Below are 15,448 nucleotides of genomic sequence, written 5' to 3'. Positions count from 1 at the left end.
GGTCCGGCGGTGCGCTGGAGCGGAGTGCCGGACGGCATCCGCTCCAGCGCCGCTCACTCACTTGATCTGCGATTCCTTGTAGTAGCCGCCGTCGACCAGGACCTGTTTCCAGTTCGTGGAGTCGACGCTGACCGGCTTCAGCAGATAGGAGGGGACGATCTTCTTGCCGTTGTCGTAGGTCTTGGTGTCGTTGACCTGCGGGGTGCGGCCGGCCAGCAGGTCGTCGACCATGCCCACCGTGACCTTCGCCAGTTCGCGGGTGTCCTTGAAGACGGTGGAGCGCTGCTCGCCCGCCAGGATCGACTTGACCGACTGGACCTCGGCATCCTGGCCGGTCACCACCGGCATCGGCTGCCCCGGAGTGCCGTAGCCGACGCCCTTCAGCGACGAGATGATGCCGATGCTGAGCCCGTCATAGGGTGACAGCACCGCGTCCAGCTTCTTGCCGCTGTAATAGGCGCTCAGCAGATTGTCCATGCGGGCCTGGGCGACCGCGCCGTCCCAGCGCAGGGTGGACACCTTGTCCATGCCGACCTGCCCGCTCTGCACCTTCAGCTTGCCGCTGTCGATGTAGGGCTGCAGCACCGACATGGCGCCGTTGTAGAAGAAATAGGCGTTGTTGTCGTCGGGCGAGCCGCCGAACAGCTCGATGTTGAAGGGACCCTTGCCCTCCTTCAGGCCGAGAGCCTTCTCGATGTAGGCGGCCTGGAGCACGCCGACCTGGAAGTTGTCGAAGGTGGCGTAGTAATCGACATTGGCGGACCCGCGGATCAGCCGGTCGTAGGCGATGACCTTCACGCCGCGCTCCGCCGCCTTCTGCAGCACGTCGGTCAGCGTCGTCCCGTCGATGGCGGCGATCACCAGAACCTTGTCGTTCTTGGTGACCATGTTCTCGATCTGGGCGAGCTGGTTGGGGATGTCGTCCTCGGCATATTGCAGGTCGGTCTTGTATCCCTTTTCCTGGAAATACTTGACCATGTTGTTGCCGTCGTCGATCCAGCGCGCCGACGACTTGGTCGGCATGGCGATGCCGATGGTCGGCTTGTCCTGGGCCATCGCCGGGGCGGCTGCGGAGCCGGCGGCGATCAGCAGGCCGACGGTGAGGCCGGCAAGTTTGCCGGCGAGGTTTGAACCGAAGGAAGAACGCTTACGAGACGACATGGACCGGAATCCTCCCCGTTTCTACGGCACGCGTTTCGCAGCCCCCGCTTTCGGTGTCGCGGACGGCGTGGGACGCGATGGTTTGTGTCCCTAGCAATCCTCCGTTTTCCCATAACTGTCAAATATGATTATTCGGCAAACCGATATGCATTTCTATATCGGCCGTCGATCCTGCGAGCTGGCGCATCTTGCGTTCCGACGCCGCGCGCACGGCCGACAGGACGGTGCGGGCCCCCGGCGACAGCGGCCGGTCCTTCAGCCAGAAGATGCCGTAGGGCTCCACGCTGAAGCGCTTGTGGAAGGGCATGATCGTGTAGCAGCCGCCGGGCGTGAACACCTGGGCTAGCGCGCGGGCGAAGACGGTGATCGACTCGGTCTCCGCCACCATCGCCATCGAGATCACCGGCGACGCGCTTTCGATCACCTTGTGCGGCAGCCGGGCGCCCTCGGCGCGGAACAGCGCCTCCACCCGGTCGCGCAGCAGCGTGCCGACCGGCTGCAGGATCCAGGTGGCGTCCGACAGGTCGGCGGCGGCCAACGGGCGGCCGAGCTGCAGCAGCGGATTGCCGGCGCGGCAGATGAAGCACAGCTCCTCGCTGCTGATCTCCTGATAATCGAATGCGGTGGGGTCGAAATGGCCGGGCAGGCGGCCGATGGCGAAATCCATTACCCCCTGATGCACCCGTTCGGCCAGCACGTCGCTGGTCTCCACCGCCACGCCGATCTTCAGGCCGGGATGCTCGCGGGTCAGGCTGCTGATGACCGGCACCACCAGTTCCACCGCCGGAGCCATCACCGTGCCGACCGACACCCGGCCGCTGTGCCCGGCCAGCAGCGCGTTCAACTCCTCGCCGGTTTCCTGCAACTCGCTGAGGATCATCCGGGCGTGGCGTATCATGAGGCTGCCGTACCAGTTCGGCTCGATCCCGCGGCCATGGCGGTCGAACAGCTCGATCCCCAGCGTCTCCTCAAGGTCGCCCAGCAGCTTGGAGGCCGCCGGCTGCGACATGTTCAGGCTGGCGGCGGCCCGGTGCAGGTTGCGGTGTTCGTCGAGCGCCGCGAACAGCTGGAGATGGCGCAGCTTCAGCCGGGCCTTCTGGAACCAATTCGGGGGGAAGCGTTGCGGGGTCACGGGTGGTTGCCTCCGGTCGGGCGCCGTCACCGGGTTATGGGATGCCGGGATACGATATTTGCTATCGCAAGCGCCCATCTTCGTATTGGACGATTATCAAAAGGCCTCTTATCGTTCGGGTCGTCAACAAATTTTGGAATGGCTGCCGGCGCAAATCCTGAAATGGGCGGCCACCGGGTGCGAGGGGGAGTGAAGCGGCATGGCGCAGGAAGCGCGTTGCGTCTGGCAGGCCCGGGCCCTGCTGGGGGAGGGTCCGCTCTGGTCCCCGCGGCAGGATGCCGTCTACTTCGTCGACATCCGCGGCTCCCGCATCCTGCGCCACGGTCTGTCCGACGGGGCGCGGGCGGGGTGGGAGCTTGACGCCGCCGCCTGCTGGCTGGTGGAGAGCGCCGACGGCAACGGCCTCATAGCCGGGCTGCGCTCCCGACGGGTGGTCCGCCTGCTGCTGGAGCCGGGGCAGGCGGTGATCGCCGAGGAACTGGCGCGGATCGAGCCGGACCGGCCGGGCAACCGGCTGAACGACGGCAAGGCCGATGCCCAGGGCCGGCTGTGGGTCGGCAGCATGGACGATGCGGAGGAGGCGCCGGCCGGCAGCTTCTATCGCATCGATCCCGACGGCGCCGTTACCAGGGTGGACGAGGGCTACACCGTCGCCAACGGGCCGGCGCTGTCGCCGGACGGGCGGACGATCTACCACACCGACAGCGCGGCGCGGACCATCCGTGCCTTCGATGTCGGCGCCGACGGCAGCCTGTCGGGCAAGCGCGTCCACATCCGCTTCGGCGAGGCCGACGGCTACCCCGACGGCATGACCTGCGATGCCGAGGGGTGCCTGTGGGTCGCCCATTGGGATGGCGCGCGCGTCAGCCGCTTCCGCCCGGACGGCAGTCTGGACCGCGCCATCGCCCTGCCGGTCTCCCGCGTCACCTCCTGCGTCTTCGCCGGTCCGGACCTCGACCGGCTGTTCGTCACCACCGCGGCGCACGGCCGGTCCGAGGAGCCGCTGGCCGGGGCGCTGTTCGAGTGCGACCCCGGCGTCCGCGGCCTACCGCCCGGGCGGTTCGGTTCCCCGTCGCGCTGAATGCCGATCCGATTTCGATGAAGGATTCCACCGCCATGCCGTCCAGCGCCCGCCCGTACCGCGGCGTCTTCCCCGTCGTCCCCACCATCTTCACCGAAACGGGGGAGTTGGATCTCGACGGCCAGAAGCGCTGCGTCGATTTCATGATCGACGCCGGCTCCACCGGCCTGTGCATCCTCGCCAACTTCTCCGAGCAGTTCGTGCTGACCGACGACGAGCGCGCGGTGCTGATGGAGACGATGCTGGCCCATGTCGCCGGCCGGGTGCCGGTGATCGTCACCACCACCCATTTCAGCACCCGCGCCTGTGCCGAGCGCAGCCGCCGCGCCCAGGATATGGGGGCCGCAATGGTGATGGTGATGCCGCCCTATCACGGTGCCACCATCCGCGTGCCGGAGGCCGGCATCGTCGAGTTCTTCCAGCGGGTATCGGACGCCATCGACATCCCGATCATGATCCAGGACGCGCCGGTCAGCGGAACCCCGCTCTCCGCCGCCCTGTTGGCACGGATGGCGCGGGAGATCGCCAACGTTTCCTATTTCAAGATCGAGGTGCCGCAGGCCGCCGCCAAGCTGCGCACGCTGATCGAACTGGGCGGCGACGCCATCGAGGGCCCGTGGGACGGCGAGGAGGCGATCACGCTGCTGGCCGACCTTGACGCCGGGGCGACGGGGGCGATGACCGGCGGCGGCTATCCCGACGGCATCCGCCAGATCGTCGACCCGTTCCTGGCCGGCGACCGCGAGGCGGCGGTGGCGGCCTATGGGCGCTGGCTGCCGCTGATCAACCATGAGAACCGCCAGTGCGGCATCGCCACTGCGAAGATCCTGATGAAGGAGGGCGGCGTCATCAAGTCGGAGGCGATGCGCCACCCGGTGGCCAACCCGCACCCGATCAGCCGCGAGGGGCTGCTGGACGCGGCGCGGCGGGTCGATCCGCTGGTGCTGCGCTGGGGGCGCTGAGTTCTTGCAGCGGATGCCCCCTCCCTAACCCTCCCCCGCTGGACGGGGGAGGGGACTGCCGCCGCTCTCCCGAATAAGCACTTACCCCCTCCCCCGCCCAGCGGGGGAGGGGTTGGGGTGGGGGCGATCGCCAGCCTACCCCCTCCCACAATGGAGACCCATCATGACCATCACCGGCGAGATGCTGATCGGCGCCAGCGCCCACCGCGGCGGCGAGGGCGAGTTCCGCGCCGTCGACCCCGCCAGCGGCGAGGTTCTGGAGCCCGCCTTCGGCGGCGGCGGCGCGGCGGAGGTCGAGCGCGCCTGCGCCCTGGCCTGGGCCGCATTCGACGCCTTCCGCGAGACCGGCCTGGACCAGCGCGCGACCTTCCTGGAAACGGTCGCCCAGAACATCCTCGACATCGGCGACGAGCTGATCGCCCGCGCCATGGCCGAAAGCGGCCTGCCGCGCCCCCGGCTGGAGGGCGAGCGCGGCCGCACCGTCGGGCAGCTGCGCCTGTTCGCCCAGGTCGTGCGCGAGGGAAGCTGGATCGAGGCGCGCATCGACCCGGCCATGCCCGCGCGCACGCCGCTGCCCCGCCCCGACATCCGCCAGCGCCATATCCCGCTGGGGCCGGTCGCGGTGTTCGGCGCCTCGAACTTCCCGCTCGCCTTCTCGGTCGCCGGCGGCGACACCGCCTCGGCCTTCGCCGCCGGATGTCCGGTGGTGGTGAAGGGCCATGGCGCCCATCCCGGCACGTCGGAGCTGGTCGGCCGCGCCATCCGGGCGGCGGTCGCGTCCTGCGGCCTGCCCGAGGGGGTCTTCTCCCTGCTGTTCGGCACCGGAAACGAGATCGGCACGGCGCTGGTCGCCGATCCGCGCATCAAGGCGGTCGGCTTCACCGGCTCGCGCCGCGGCGGGCTGGCGCTGATGGAGGTGGCGTCCAGGCGGCCGGAGCCGATCCCGGTCTATGCCGAGATGAGCAGCATCAACCCGGTCTTCCTGATGTCGGCGGCGCTGGCCTCGCGGGCCGAGGCGCTGGGCAAGTCGTTCGTGGCGTCGCTGACCATGGGCGCCGGACAGTTCTGCACCAACCCCGGCATCCTGCTGGGCGTCGAGGGGCCGGATCTCGACCGCTTCGTCGTGGCGGCGGTGGAGGCCATCGGCTGCAGTGCGGCGTCCACCATGCTGACGCCCGGCATCCACGCCGCCTATGACGCCGGCGTCGCCAAGCTGGCCGGCAGCGGCGCGGTGACGGCGCTGGCGCGCGGCATGGCCTGCAGCGGGCCGAACCAGGCGCAGGCGGCCTTCTTCGCTACGACGGCGGACGCCTTCCTGGCCGACACGGAATTGCAGGAGGAGGTGTTTGGCGCGGCCTCTCTGCTGATCCGCTGTCCGGATGTCGCGGCGATGAAGGCGGTCGCCGAACGTCTGGAAGGGCAGCTGACCGCGACGGTGCAGATGGACGCGGAGGACAAGGCGGCGGTGGCGGCGCTGATCCCGACGCTGGAGCGCAAGGCCGGCCGCATCCTGGCGAACGGCTGGCCGACGGGGGTGGAGGTCTGCCACGCGATGGTGCATGGCGGCCCCTTCCCGGCGACCTCCGACGCCCGCAGCACCTCGGTCGGCACGCTGGCGCTTCGCCGTTTCCTGCGCCCGGTCTGCTACCAGGACATTCCCGCCGAGCTGCTGCCGGAGGCGGTGCGCGACGGCAACCCGCTGGGGCTGTGGCGGCGCATCGACGGGACACTTGGACGGAATTGACCTGCGGACAGGCCTGACCACCGGTCGGGACTGACCGGCACCACCAACCCGCAACGGCTGCGTCAGAGGGAGCGCTGACGCAGGACACGCTGTCGGGTCCGGCCGCGCGCCGGGCCTGACGGTCGGGCACGGCGTGCGCCCGCGCATTGCCGAAAGACCGCTCCCGACACTGGCTATCGAAGCAAAAACAAACCGGAACAAGAGGAAACGCTGATGGTGAGATCCGCACTGCTGCTTGGCGCAGCCACCCTTTCGCTCGTCTCCGTCCTGGGGGTCACCCCGGCCTTCGCCCAGTCGAAGTTCGACGTGGTCCTTGGCGGCGATGCCTATTTCGAGGCCGGCTATGTCGACCAGGACCGCGACGCCGGCCTGCGCTCGACCGAGTTCCGCAACCGCCTGCGCCTGCTGGTCACGCCGAAGGCCAAGGCCGACAACGGTCTGGAATACGGCGCCCGCCTGCGCCTGCTGGCCGAGAACGGCGCCGGCAACGCCCGCAGCACCGGCTATGACCGCGCCTTCCTGTTCGTGCAGGGCGGCTTCGGCACCGTCCACATGGGTGTGGAGAACGGGCCCTCCGACGACAGCGGCATCATCGCCCCGTCCGACTGGGGCACCGGCGGCGTCGACGGCTCCTTCCCCTCCTGGCTCGGCAACAGCGCGACCAATGCGCCGGTCACCATCGGCAACATCCGCGCCCTGATCTCCGGCAACAGCGCCACCCGCGCCACCTATTGGACGCCGGAGATCGCCGGCTTCAAGCTCGGCGCCTCCTACCAGCCGTCGTCGGACAGCAGCGGCACCGACGTCAACCGGTCCAAGGTGGCGCTCGCCTCGGCCAACCGCACCGGCGCCTACCGTGACGTCTACGAGGTCGGCGGCACCTATGCCAACAGCTTCGGCGGCGTCGCGGTCAATGCCAGCCTGTTCTACCTGGGCGGCAAGGCCAAGGAATCCAGCACGACGGCGGCGCGCTTCGACGATTTGTCGTCCACCCATGCCGGCCTGACGGTGGCCTATGGCGGGCTGAAGGTCGGCGGCAGCTATGCCTGGTCGGGCGACAGCGGCTATGCCAAGTCCAGCACCGCCGGCATCGTCAGCCGCGAGAAGCAGGACGTCTGGACCGTCGGCGCGCAATACACCTTCGGCCCCACGACGCTGGGCGTCGGTTACCTGAACGCCAAGGACGCCGGCGACCTGACGGTGCGCGGCCGCAGCAAGTTCGAGCTGATCACCGTCGGCGCCCGCTATGTCGTCGCGCCCGGCTTCAGCGTCGGGCCGGAGTACAACCACTTCAAGCTCAGCTCCGACGTCGCCGCCAACAGCGACAAGGGCGACATGTTCCTGATCCAGACGAACCTCGCCTTCTAAAGGCCTGGCTTTCCAACAGGGGGCCAACCGACGTCCTGGCCTTTCTCCCGGCTTCGCACCGCCGCGGTGCTTTTCTCCATCCCACTGCGGCGGCTGCGTCCCGGCGCGCTCTCCCTCGGGTGCGTCGGCCCCGGTCTCTCTCGAACCGGGGTCACCTTGCGGCCGGGCGGCCTTCCGCTGCCCGGCCGTTCTTTCGACCGGACATATCCTTTTCAGCATCGCATCGGTCGAGAATCGTATTGGACAGTTATGGTTTTGGGTACTTAAAGTAGGCATCGCGAACAAATTCGACCGGGCTGCGATCACGATCTTTCAGCGCCCCGTTCCGCCGCCTGCCCCCATCCGAAAAGCACGGCAATAAACCCTCAGGGAGTGAAACAGATGTCCAGGAAATGGGTGATCTCCGCCGCCACCGCCGCCGCGGCGCTCTTCATCGGGCTCGGTGCGGTGCAGGCCGCCGACAAGAAGCTGGTGGTCGGCTTCTCGCAGATCGGATCGGAATCGGGCTGGCGCGCGGCGGAGACCAAGACCGCCAAGGCGGAAGCCGAGAAGCGCGGCATCGAGCTGAAGATCTCCGACGCCCAGCAGAAGCAGGAAAACCAGATCAAGGCCGTGCGCTCCTTCGTCGCCCAGGGGGTGGATGCGATCTTCATCGCTCCCGTCGTGGCGACCGGCTGGGATTCGGTGCTGAAGGAAGCCAAGGAGGCGAAGATCCCGGTCGTGCTGCTCGACCGCCAGATCGAGACCAAGGACCCCAGCCTCTACATGACCGCCGTCACCTCCGACACCGTGCATGAGGGCCGGGTGGCCGGCGAATGGCTGGCCAAGCAGACCGGCGGCAAATGCGCGGTGGTGGAGTTGCAGGGCACGGTCGGCTCGTCGCCCGCCATCAACCGCAAGAAGGGCTTCGACGAGATCGTCGCCAAGAATCCGGGGATGAAGATCGTCCGCACCCAGTCCGGCGACTTCACCCGCGCCAAGGGCAAGGAGGTGATGGAGAGCTTCATCAAGGCCGAGAATGGCGGCAAGGGCATCTGCGCCGTCTATGCCCACAACGACGACATGGCGGTCGGCGCCATTCAGGCGATCAAGGAAGCCGGGCTGAAGCCGGGCAAGGACATCCTGGTGGTGTCCATCGACGGCGTGCCCGACATCTTCAAGGCGATGGCGGAAGGCGAGGCGAACGCCACGGTGGAGCTGACGCCGAACATGGCGGGTCCGGCCTATGACGCGCTGATCGCCTACAAGAAGGACGGCAAGGCGCCGCCGAAGTGGATCCAGACGGAATCGGCCCTGTTCACCCCCGAGACCGCCAAGGCGGAGTATGAGCGCCGCAAGGACGCTTATTGATCGGGGGTTGAAATCTCCCTCTCCCCACCGGGGAGAGGGTCGGGGTGAGGGGGACCCACCGCGTGACAATACCGAGAATCCTCGCCGCGCATCCCCCTCACCCTAACCCTCTCCCCGGGGGGGGAGAGGGGATTCTTCACATGTTTCTTCCGCGCATCCGCCGAGGTCCGTCATGACGGCGTCAACCGCTCCTCCCTCCGCTCCGCTGCTGGCGATCCGCGGGCTGTCGAAGGCATTTCTCGGCGTGCAGGCGCTCGACGGTGTCGATTTCACGCTGCGCCATGGCGAGATCCACGCGCTGCTGGGCGAGAACGGCGCCGGTAAATCGACGCTCATCAAGACGCTGACCGGCGTCTACCAGCGCGACGGCGGCACCGTGGCGCTGGAGGGGCGGGAGATTGCGCCGCGTGGCGTGGAGGAGGCGCAGCGCCTGCACATCGGCACCGTCTATCAGGAGGTGAACCTGCTGCCCAACCTGTCGGTGGCGGAGAACCTGTTCCTGGGGCGCCAGCCGATGCGCTGGGGGCTGGTCGACCGCGGCGCCATGCGGCGGCGGGCGCGGGCCATTCTGATGCCCTATGGCCTGTCCATCGACGTGACGGCGCCGCTCGGGCGCTTCTCGGTCGCGACGCAGCAGATCGTCGCCATCGCCCGCGCGGTCGACATGTCGGCCAAGGTGCTGATCCTGGACGAGCCAACCGCCAGCCTGGACGCGCAGGAGGTGGCGGTGCTGTTCAAGGTGATGCGGACCCTGCGGTCGCGCGGGATCGGCATCGTCTTCGTCACCCATTTCCTCGATCAGGTCTATGAGGTCTGCGACAGCATCACCGTGCTGCGCAACGGCCGGCTGGTGGGGGAGCGGCGGACGGCCGACCTGCCGCGCCTCGACCTCGTCGCCATGATGCTGGGGCGGGAGCTGGAGGAGGCGGCGCACCGCATCGACCTCGGCCCGGAGGAGATCGACACCCGGCCGCCGCTCGCCAGTTTCAAGGGGTTCGGCAAGTCGCGCAGCGTCGAACCCTTCGACCTCGACATCCGCCCCGGCGAGGTGGTGGCACTGGCCGGGCTGCTGGGATCGGGACGGACGGAGACGGTGCGGCTGGTCTTCGGCATGGACCGCGCCGACCAGGGCGAGGCGACGGTCGATGGCCGATTGGCGCGGCTGACGGGGCCGCGCGACGCCGTACGGCTCGGCTTCGGCTTCTGTCCGGAGGACCGCAAGAAGGAGGGCATCGTCGGCGAGCTGTCGGTGCGCGAGAACATCATCCTCGCCTTGCAGGCGCGGCAGGGCTGGCTGAAGCCGATCCCGCGCCGCCGGCAGGAGGAGATCGCCGACCGCTTCATCCGCCTGCTCGATATCCGCACGCCGGACGCCGAGCGGCCGATCCAGCTGCTGTCGGGCGGCAACCAGCAGAAGGCGCTGCTGGCGCGCTGGCTGGCGACCGAGCCGCGGCTGCTGATCCTGGACGAGCCGACGCGCGGCATCGACGTCGGCGCGCATGCCGAGATCATCCGCCTGATCGAGCGGCTGTGCGCCGACGGCATGGCGCTGCTGGTGGTGTCGTCGGAGCTGGAGGAGATCGTCGCCTACAGCCGCCGCGTCGTCGTGCTGCGCGACCGCCGCCATGTGGCGGAACTGAGGGGAGGGGAGGTCAGCGTGGAGCGCATCGTCGCCGCCATTGCGTCGGAGACGCCGAATACCATTGCGTCGGAGACGCCGAATGTGGAGGTGCGGCAATGACGCTGTCCGCTCCCGGTCCGGCGCGCAATCTGCCGCAATATGGCGCGCTGCTCGTCGTGCTGTTGGCCAACTGGCTGCTGTTCCCCGATTTCTTCGCCATCCGCCTGCAGGACGGCCGGCTGTTCGGCAGCCTGATCGACGTGCTGAACCGCGGCGCCCCGGTGGCGCTGCTCGCCATCGGCATGACGATGGTCATCGCCACCCGCGGCGTCGACCTGTCGGTGGGTGCGGTCATGGCGATCTCCGGCGCCATCGCCGCCACCATGACCGGGGCGGGCTGGAGCCTGCCGGCGGTGCTGGCGGCGTCGCTTGCCGCCGGGCTGCTGTGCGGGTTGTGGAACGGGCTGCTGGTGGCGGTTCTGCGCATCCAGCCGATCATCGCCACCCTGATCCTGATGGTCGCCGGCCGCGGCATCGCCCAGCTGGTGACCGAGGGGCAGATCGTCACCTTCACCAGCCCGGCGCTGGCCTTCATCGGCAGCGGATCCTTCCTGACCGTGCCGATGCCGGTGGTCCTCACCGTCGTCGTGCTGGCGGTGACGGCGCTGCTGGTGCGGGCGACGGCGCTGGGGCTGATGATCGAGGCGGTCGGCGTCAACCGGCTGTCCAGCGCCGGGGCCGGCGTCAACACGCCGGTGGTGCTGGTCGCCGTCTATGTCTGGTGCGGGCTGTGCGCGGCGGTGGCCGGGCTGATTGTCACCGCCGACATCCGCGGCGCCGACGCCAACAATGCCGGGCTGTGGCTGGAGCTGGACGCCATCCTGGCGGTGGTGGTCGGCGGCACCTCTCTGCTCGGCGGGCGCTTCGGGCTGGTGCTGTCGGTGGTGGGGGCGCTGATCATCCAGGCGATGAACACCGGCATCCTGCTGAGCGGCTTCAAGCCGGAATTCAACCTGATCGTCAAGGCGGGCGTCCTGATGGTCGTCCTGCTGCTGCAGTCGCCGACGCTGACCCTGTTCCTGCCGCGCCCCAAGGGCGCGCAGCCGACGGGTGCGGTCAAGCCGCCGGTTGCGCCGCCGGTTGCGCCGAAGAGCGGAGGGGCGAAATCATGACCGGAGCACTCCAGCGGTTCCTTCCGCTGATCGTCACCACCGCGGTGCTGGTGGTGGGATTCCTGATCTGCGCGGCGCAGTTCCCCAACTTCGCCTCCTGGCGGGTGGTGGGCAACCTTTTGACCGACAACGCCTTTCTCGGCATCACCGCGGTCGGCATGACCTTCGTCATCCTGTCGGGCGGGATCGACCTGTCGGTCGGCGCGGTGATCGGCTTCACCACCGTGCTGCTGGCCGTGCTGATAGAGCATGGCGGCTGGCACCCCGTCCCTGCCTTCGCCATGGCGCTGATCGCCGCCGGCGGCTTCGGGGCGGCGATGGGCGGGGTGATCCATGTCTTCCAGATGCCGCCCTTCATCGTCACGCTGGCCGGCATGTTCATCGCCCGCGGCCTGGGCTTCGTCCTGACCACCGATTCGGTGCCGATCAACCACCCGCTCTATGGCGAGCTGAACGACATGGCGCTGCGCTTCGATTTCGGGCTGAAGCTGAGCCTGCCGGCCCTGCTGATGCTGGGGGTGGTGGTCGCCGCGGTGGTGCTGGCGCATTGGACCCGCTTCGGCGCCAACCTCTATGCGCTGGGCGGCAACCGCCAGTCGGCGGAGCTGATGGGTGTGCCGGTGGGGCGGACGACGGTGGCGGTCTATGGGCTGTCGGGTCTGCTGGCCGGGCTGGCGGGGATCGTCTTCTCGCTCTACACCGGGGCGGGCTATTCGCTGGCGGCGACGGGGGTGGAGCTGGACACCATCACCGCGGTGGTGATCGGCGGCACCCAGCTGACCGGCGGTTACGGCTATGTCGTCGGCACCTTCGTCGGCGTGCTGATCCAGGGGCTGATCCAGACCTACATCACCTTCGACGGCACCTTGAGCAGCTGGTGGACCAAGATCGCCATCGGTGTTCTGCTGTTCGTCTTCATCCTGTTGCAGAAGGGTCTGCTGACGGTCTGGGCCGGCCGCGGCGGCGAACCGGCGGAGGCGTGATGCCCATCGAGAGTTTCCTGTTCGATACGGTCGAGGGCCGTCCGGTGGAGGGCTTCACCCTCTCCGCCGGCGGGCTGGAGGCGACGGTGATCGCCCATGGCGCCCGGCTGGTGCGGATGACGGTGCCCGGCCAGGACGGGACCGTCGCCGACGTGGTGCTGGGCTTCGACCGGGTGGCCGACTATCTGGCGAGCGACGCCTATTTCGGCGCGACTTGCGGCCGCTATGGCAACCGCATCGGCGGAGCGGCCTTCACGCTGGACGGCGTGCGCCATGAACTGGCCGTCAACGAGCCGCCGAACCAGCTGCATGGCGGGCCGGAGGGCTTCGACCGGCGGATTTGGGATGCGACGGTGGAGGAGGCGGAGAACGCCGTCACCTTCACGCTCGTCTCGCCGGACGGTGACCAGGGCTATCCCGGAACGCTGACGGCGACGACACGCTACCGGTTGACCGACGACGGCGTGCTCGACATCCGCATGACGGCGACGACCGACCGGCCGACCATCGTCAACCTTGTCCATCACAGCTACTGGAACCTCGGGGGACATGCCTCGGGCGATCTTCGCGACCATCGGCTGACGGTGCGCGGCGGTTTCACCACGCCGGTCGGCGCCGACCTGATTCCGACGGGGGAGGTGCGGCCGGTGGACGGCACCCCCTTCGACCTGCGCGGTGAAGTGGGGCGCGGCGGGGTGCGGCTGGGCGAGGCTTTGGACGCGGTCGGCGGTTTCGGTTTCGACCACAACTGGTGCCTGGAGGGGCCGGCGGGGGAACTGCGCCCGGTGGCCGTGCTGGAGCATCCGGGCAGCGGCCGGCGGATGGAGCTGGCGACCGACCAGCCGGGCCTGCAGGTCTATACCGGCGGCTATCTCAGCGAGCAGGTGGTGGGAAAGGGCGGGCAGCCTTATCGGCGCTTCGCCGGGCTGGCGCTGGAAAGCCAGCGTTTTCCCGGCAGCCCCAACATCGGCCATTTCCCGTCGGCCCGGCTGGACCCCGGCGAGACATACCGGCACCGCATGCAGCTGCGATTCCGGGCGGGCTGAGCGGAAAGCGGGGAACCGTCCACCGGTTTGCGGGGTTCATCGAAGGCACGGCAGCGGCTCCGCTGCTGCCATCGCCAAACCCCATGCATGCCGGAAGGAAAGGTCGACATGGCTGCGACGCCGGACGCCGCCCGCCCAAGCCCCGTTTATCCGACCGGCCAAATCCCGACTGGCCAAATCCCGACTGGCCAAATCCCGGCGGGACCGATCCTGGTGCCCGGCCGGACCTGCTGGCGCGTGGCGAAGGCGGACCGGATGGCGGTCATCATCGACGCCGCCGCCTATTTCGCCCGGATCAAGGAGGCCATCCTCGGCGCCCGCCACACGGTGATGCTGATCGGCTGGGATTTCGACACCCGGATCAAGCTGGAACCGGAGGACCCGATTCCGGACGTGCCGAACGAACTGGGCGACTTCCTGTCCTGGATCGTCCGGACGCGGCCGGAGCTGACCATCAATGTGCTGAAATGGGATCTGGCGGTCCTGAAGATGCCGTTCCGCGGCCGGACGCCGCTGGTCCTGCTGGACTGGCTGAGCAGCCGGCGCCTGCGCTTCCGTCTGGATTCCGCCCATCCGCCCGGCGCCTGCCATCACCAGAAGATCGCCATCATCGACGATGCGCTGGCCTTTTGCGGCGGCATCGACATGACCACCGACCGCTGGGACACCCCCGACCACCGCGACGGCGATCCCCGCCGCATGCGGCCGAGCGGCGAGCCCTATGGCCCCTTCCACGACGTGACCACCGCCGTCGACGGCGAGGCGGCGCGGGCGCTGGGCGAACTGGCGCGGGAGCGCTGGCGCCGGGCCACCGGCGAGGCGCTGCTCCCGCCGCCGCCGACCGAGGCCCGTTGGCCGGAGGACCTGGAGCCCGACTTCCGCGACATTCCCGTCGCCATCGCCCGCACCGACCCGATGGCGGATGATGAAGGACGGGACAAGACCGGCAAGCGCGGCGTGCGCGAGATCGAGGCGCTCTATCTGGCCGCCATCGCCGCGGCCCGGCGGTTCATCTATCTGGAAAGCCAGTATTTCGCCTCGCAGCGCATCGTCGGCGCCATCGCCGCCCGTCTGTCGGAGGCGGACGGGCCGGAGATCGTGGTCGTCAACCCGGAACGCGCCCCCGGCTGGGTGGAGGAGGAGGCGATGGGCAGCGCCCGCACGCTGCTGGTCGGGCGCCTGCGCGAGGCCGATCCCCACGGGCGCTTCCGCATCCTGGCCCCGGTGACCGAGGGCGGGCAGGGCATCTATGTCCATGCCAAGGTTCTGGTGGTGGATGACCGCTTCCTGCGGGTGGGATCGTCCAACATCAACAACCGCTCCCTGGGGCTGGACACCGAATGCGACCTCGCCATCGACTGTCCGCCCGGCGAGCGCGAGGAGGAGTCGGAGAACTGCCGCGCCATCCGTTCCGTCCGCACGCGGCTGATGGCGGAGCATCTGGGCGTGGCGGTGGCGGAGGTGGAGCGGATGGAGGAGGGCACCGGCTCGCTGACCGCCACCGTCGACCGGCTGATGCGCGCGTCCGGCCGCTCGCTCTGTCCGCTGGAGCCGGAACCGCTGAGCGAGGCGGAGGTGGCTCTGGTGGACGAACGCCTGCTCGACCCCGACCGGCCGGAGCCGATGGCGGAGACCATCCTGCGCGGTGTGACGCTGTTCGGCGACGTGAACCGGACGGCATGGCGGATCGGTGCCGGGATCGCCGCGGGTGCTGCGCTGGGGGTCGGACTGGCCCTTCTGGCCCGCCGGAATGGGCGCCGGAAAAAAATGCGCGGAGAGTGAATTCTCTGCTTGCGGGGCGCGGTCCATCCCGCTACATAAGCGCTCC

At 69.0% G+C, this 15,448-nt stretch carries 12 protein-coding genes; 10 read left to right on the top strand and 2 right to left on the bottom strand.

Translation table 11 applies throughout. The features are described from left to right. Positions 1-57 precede the first annotated feature (57 nt). Together chvE and AZOLI_RS28840 are read right to left on the bottom strand one after the other, a co-directional pair. Entirely contained in the window at positions 58-1,161 is a 1,104-nt protein-coding gene (gene chvE, locus AZOLI_RS28845; RefSeq protein WP_014250192.1) for a multiple monosaccharide ABC transporter substrate-binding protein, read from the bottom strand. A gap of 118 nt (positions 1,162-1,279) precedes the next feature. After that, positions 1,280-2,293 (bottom strand): LysR family transcriptional regulator, encoded by a 1,014-nt coding sequence (locus tag AZOLI_RS28840; protein WP_014250191.1) that lies wholly within the window; start codon positions 2,291-2,293, stop codon positions 1,280-1,282. 199 nt (positions 2,294-2,492) lie between these two features. On the opposite strand from AZOLI_RS28840, the gene AZOLI_RS28835 reads away from it, so the two are divergent. The 10 genes from AZOLI_RS28835 (at position 2,493) to AZOLI_RS28790 (ending at position 15,402) form a co-directional block, all read left to right on the top strand. After that, complete coding sequence (locus tag AZOLI_RS28835; RefSeq protein WP_014250190.1) at positions 2,493-3,374, top strand: SMP-30/gluconolactonase/LRE family protein; 882 nt, start codon at positions 2,493-2,495, stop codon at positions 3,372-3,374. A gap of 35 nt (positions 3,375-3,409) precedes the next feature. Beyond that, positions 3,410-4,336, top strand: coding sequence for a dihydrodipicolinate synthase family protein (locus AZOLI_RS28830; protein ID WP_044553653.1), 927 nt, complete (start codon positions 3,410-3,412; stop codon positions 4,334-4,336). A gap of 163 nt (positions 4,337-4,499) precedes the next feature. Beyond that, a complete protein-coding gene (locus AZOLI_RS28825; RefSeq protein ID WP_014250188.1) occupies positions 4,500-6,080 on the top strand; it encodes an aldehyde dehydrogenase (NADP(+)) in 1,581 nt (526 codons plus the stop codon). Positions 6,081-6,293: 213 nt separating this feature from the next. After that, a complete protein-coding gene (locus tag AZOLI_RS28820; RefSeq protein WP_014250187.1) occupies positions 6,294-7,448 on the top strand; it encodes a porin in 1,155 nt (384 codons plus the stop codon). A 381-nt stretch (positions 7,449-7,829) separates the two neighbouring features. After that, a complete protein-coding gene (ytfQ, locus tag AZOLI_RS28815) occupies positions 7,830-8,798 on the top strand; it encodes a galactofuranose ABC transporter, galactofuranose-binding protein YtfQ (RefSeq protein ID WP_014250186.1) in 969 nt (322 codons plus the stop codon). Between the two features lie 172 nt (positions 8,799-8,970). Next, positions 8,971-10,539, top strand: coding sequence for a galactofuranose ABC transporter, ATP-binding protein YtfR (ytfR, locus tag AZOLI_RS28810; protein WP_014250185.1), 1,569 nt, complete (start codon positions 8,971-8,973; stop codon positions 10,537-10,539). Then, positions 10,536-11,591 carry an ABC transporter permease gene (locus AZOLI_RS28805; protein WP_014250184.1) on the top strand — a complete coding sequence of 352 codons (1,056 nt, stop codon included), beginning with the start codon at positions 10,536-10,538 and terminating at the stop codon, positions 11,589-11,591. The genes ytfR and AZOLI_RS28805 overlap by 4 nt, the downstream gene beginning before the upstream one ends. Continuing rightward, positions 11,588-12,574: a galactofuranose ABC transporter, permease protein YjfF gene (gene yjfF / locus AZOLI_RS28800; protein ID WP_014250183.1), complete on the top strand. Its 987-nt coding sequence runs from the start codon at positions 11,588-11,590 to the stop codon at positions 12,572-12,574. The genes AZOLI_RS28805 and yjfF overlap by 4 nt, the downstream gene beginning before the upstream one ends. Next, positions 12,574-13,620: an aldose epimerase family protein gene (locus tag AZOLI_RS28795; RefSeq protein ID WP_044553560.1), complete on the top strand. Its 1,047-nt coding sequence runs from the start codon at positions 12,574-12,576 to the stop codon at positions 13,618-13,620. Before yjfF ends, AZOLI_RS28795 begins: the two co-directional genes overlap by 1 nt. Before the next feature lie 108 nt (positions 13,621-13,728). After that, positions 13,729-15,402 (top strand): phospholipase D-like domain-containing protein, encoded by a 1,674-nt coding sequence (locus AZOLI_RS28790; protein ID WP_014250181.1) that lies wholly within the window; start codon positions 13,729-13,731, stop codon positions 15,400-15,402. Positions 15,403-15,448: the final 46 nt, after the last annotated feature.

It is taken from the genome of Azospirillum lipoferum 4B, from assembly GCF_000283655.1.
GTDB lineage: Bacteria > Pseudomonadota > Alphaproteobacteria > Azospirillales > Azospirillaceae > Azospirillum > Azospirillum lipoferum_C.
Note: the sequence above shows the minus strand (reverse complement) of the source record. Positions and strands in the feature narration are given on the sequence as shown.

Bases quoted from the DNA above. Each gene is read 5' to 3' on its own strand.
- ytfR (WP_014250185.1), top strand. From the start codon at position 8,971: ATGACGGCGTCAACCGCTCCTCCCTCCGCTCCGCTGCTGGCGATCCGC.
- AZOLI_RS28830 (WP_044553653.1), top strand. From the start codon at position 3,410: ATGCCGTCCAGCGCCCGCCCGTACCGCGGCGTCTTCCCCGTCGTCCCC.
- AZOLI_RS28825 (WP_014250188.1), top strand. From the start codon at position 4,500: ATGACCATCACCGGCGAGATGCTGATCGGCGCCAGCGCCCACCGCGGC.
- chvE (WP_014250192.1), bottom strand. From the start codon at position 1,161: ATGTCGTCTCGTAAGCGTTCTTCCTTCGGTTCAAACCTCGCCGGCAAA.
- yjfF (WP_014250183.1), top strand. From the start codon at position 11,588: ATGACCGGAGCACTCCAGCGGTTCCTTCCGCTGATCGTCACCACCGCG.
- AZOLI_RS28795 (WP_044553560.1), top strand. From the start codon at position 12,574: ATGCCCATCGAGAGTTTCCTGTTCGATACGGTCGAGGGCCGTCCGGTG.
- AZOLI_RS28820 (WP_014250187.1), top strand. From the start codon at position 6,294: ATGGTGAGATCCGCACTGCTGCTTGGCGCAGCCACCCTTTCGCTCGTC.
- ytfQ (WP_014250186.1), top strand. From the start codon at position 7,830: ATGTCCAGGAAATGGGTGATCTCCGCCGCCACCGCCGCCGCGGCGCTC.
- AZOLI_RS28790 (WP_014250181.1), top strand. From the start codon at position 13,729: ATGGCTGCGACGCCGGACGCCGCCCGCCCAAGCCCCGTTTATCCGACC.
- AZOLI_RS28805 (WP_014250184.1), top strand. From the start codon at position 10,536: ATGACGCTGTCCGCTCCCGGTCCGGCGCGCAATCTGCCGCAATATGGC.
- AZOLI_RS28835 (WP_014250190.1), top strand. From the start codon at position 2,493: ATGGCGCAGGAAGCGCGTTGCGTCTGGCAGGCCCGGGCCCTGCTGGGG.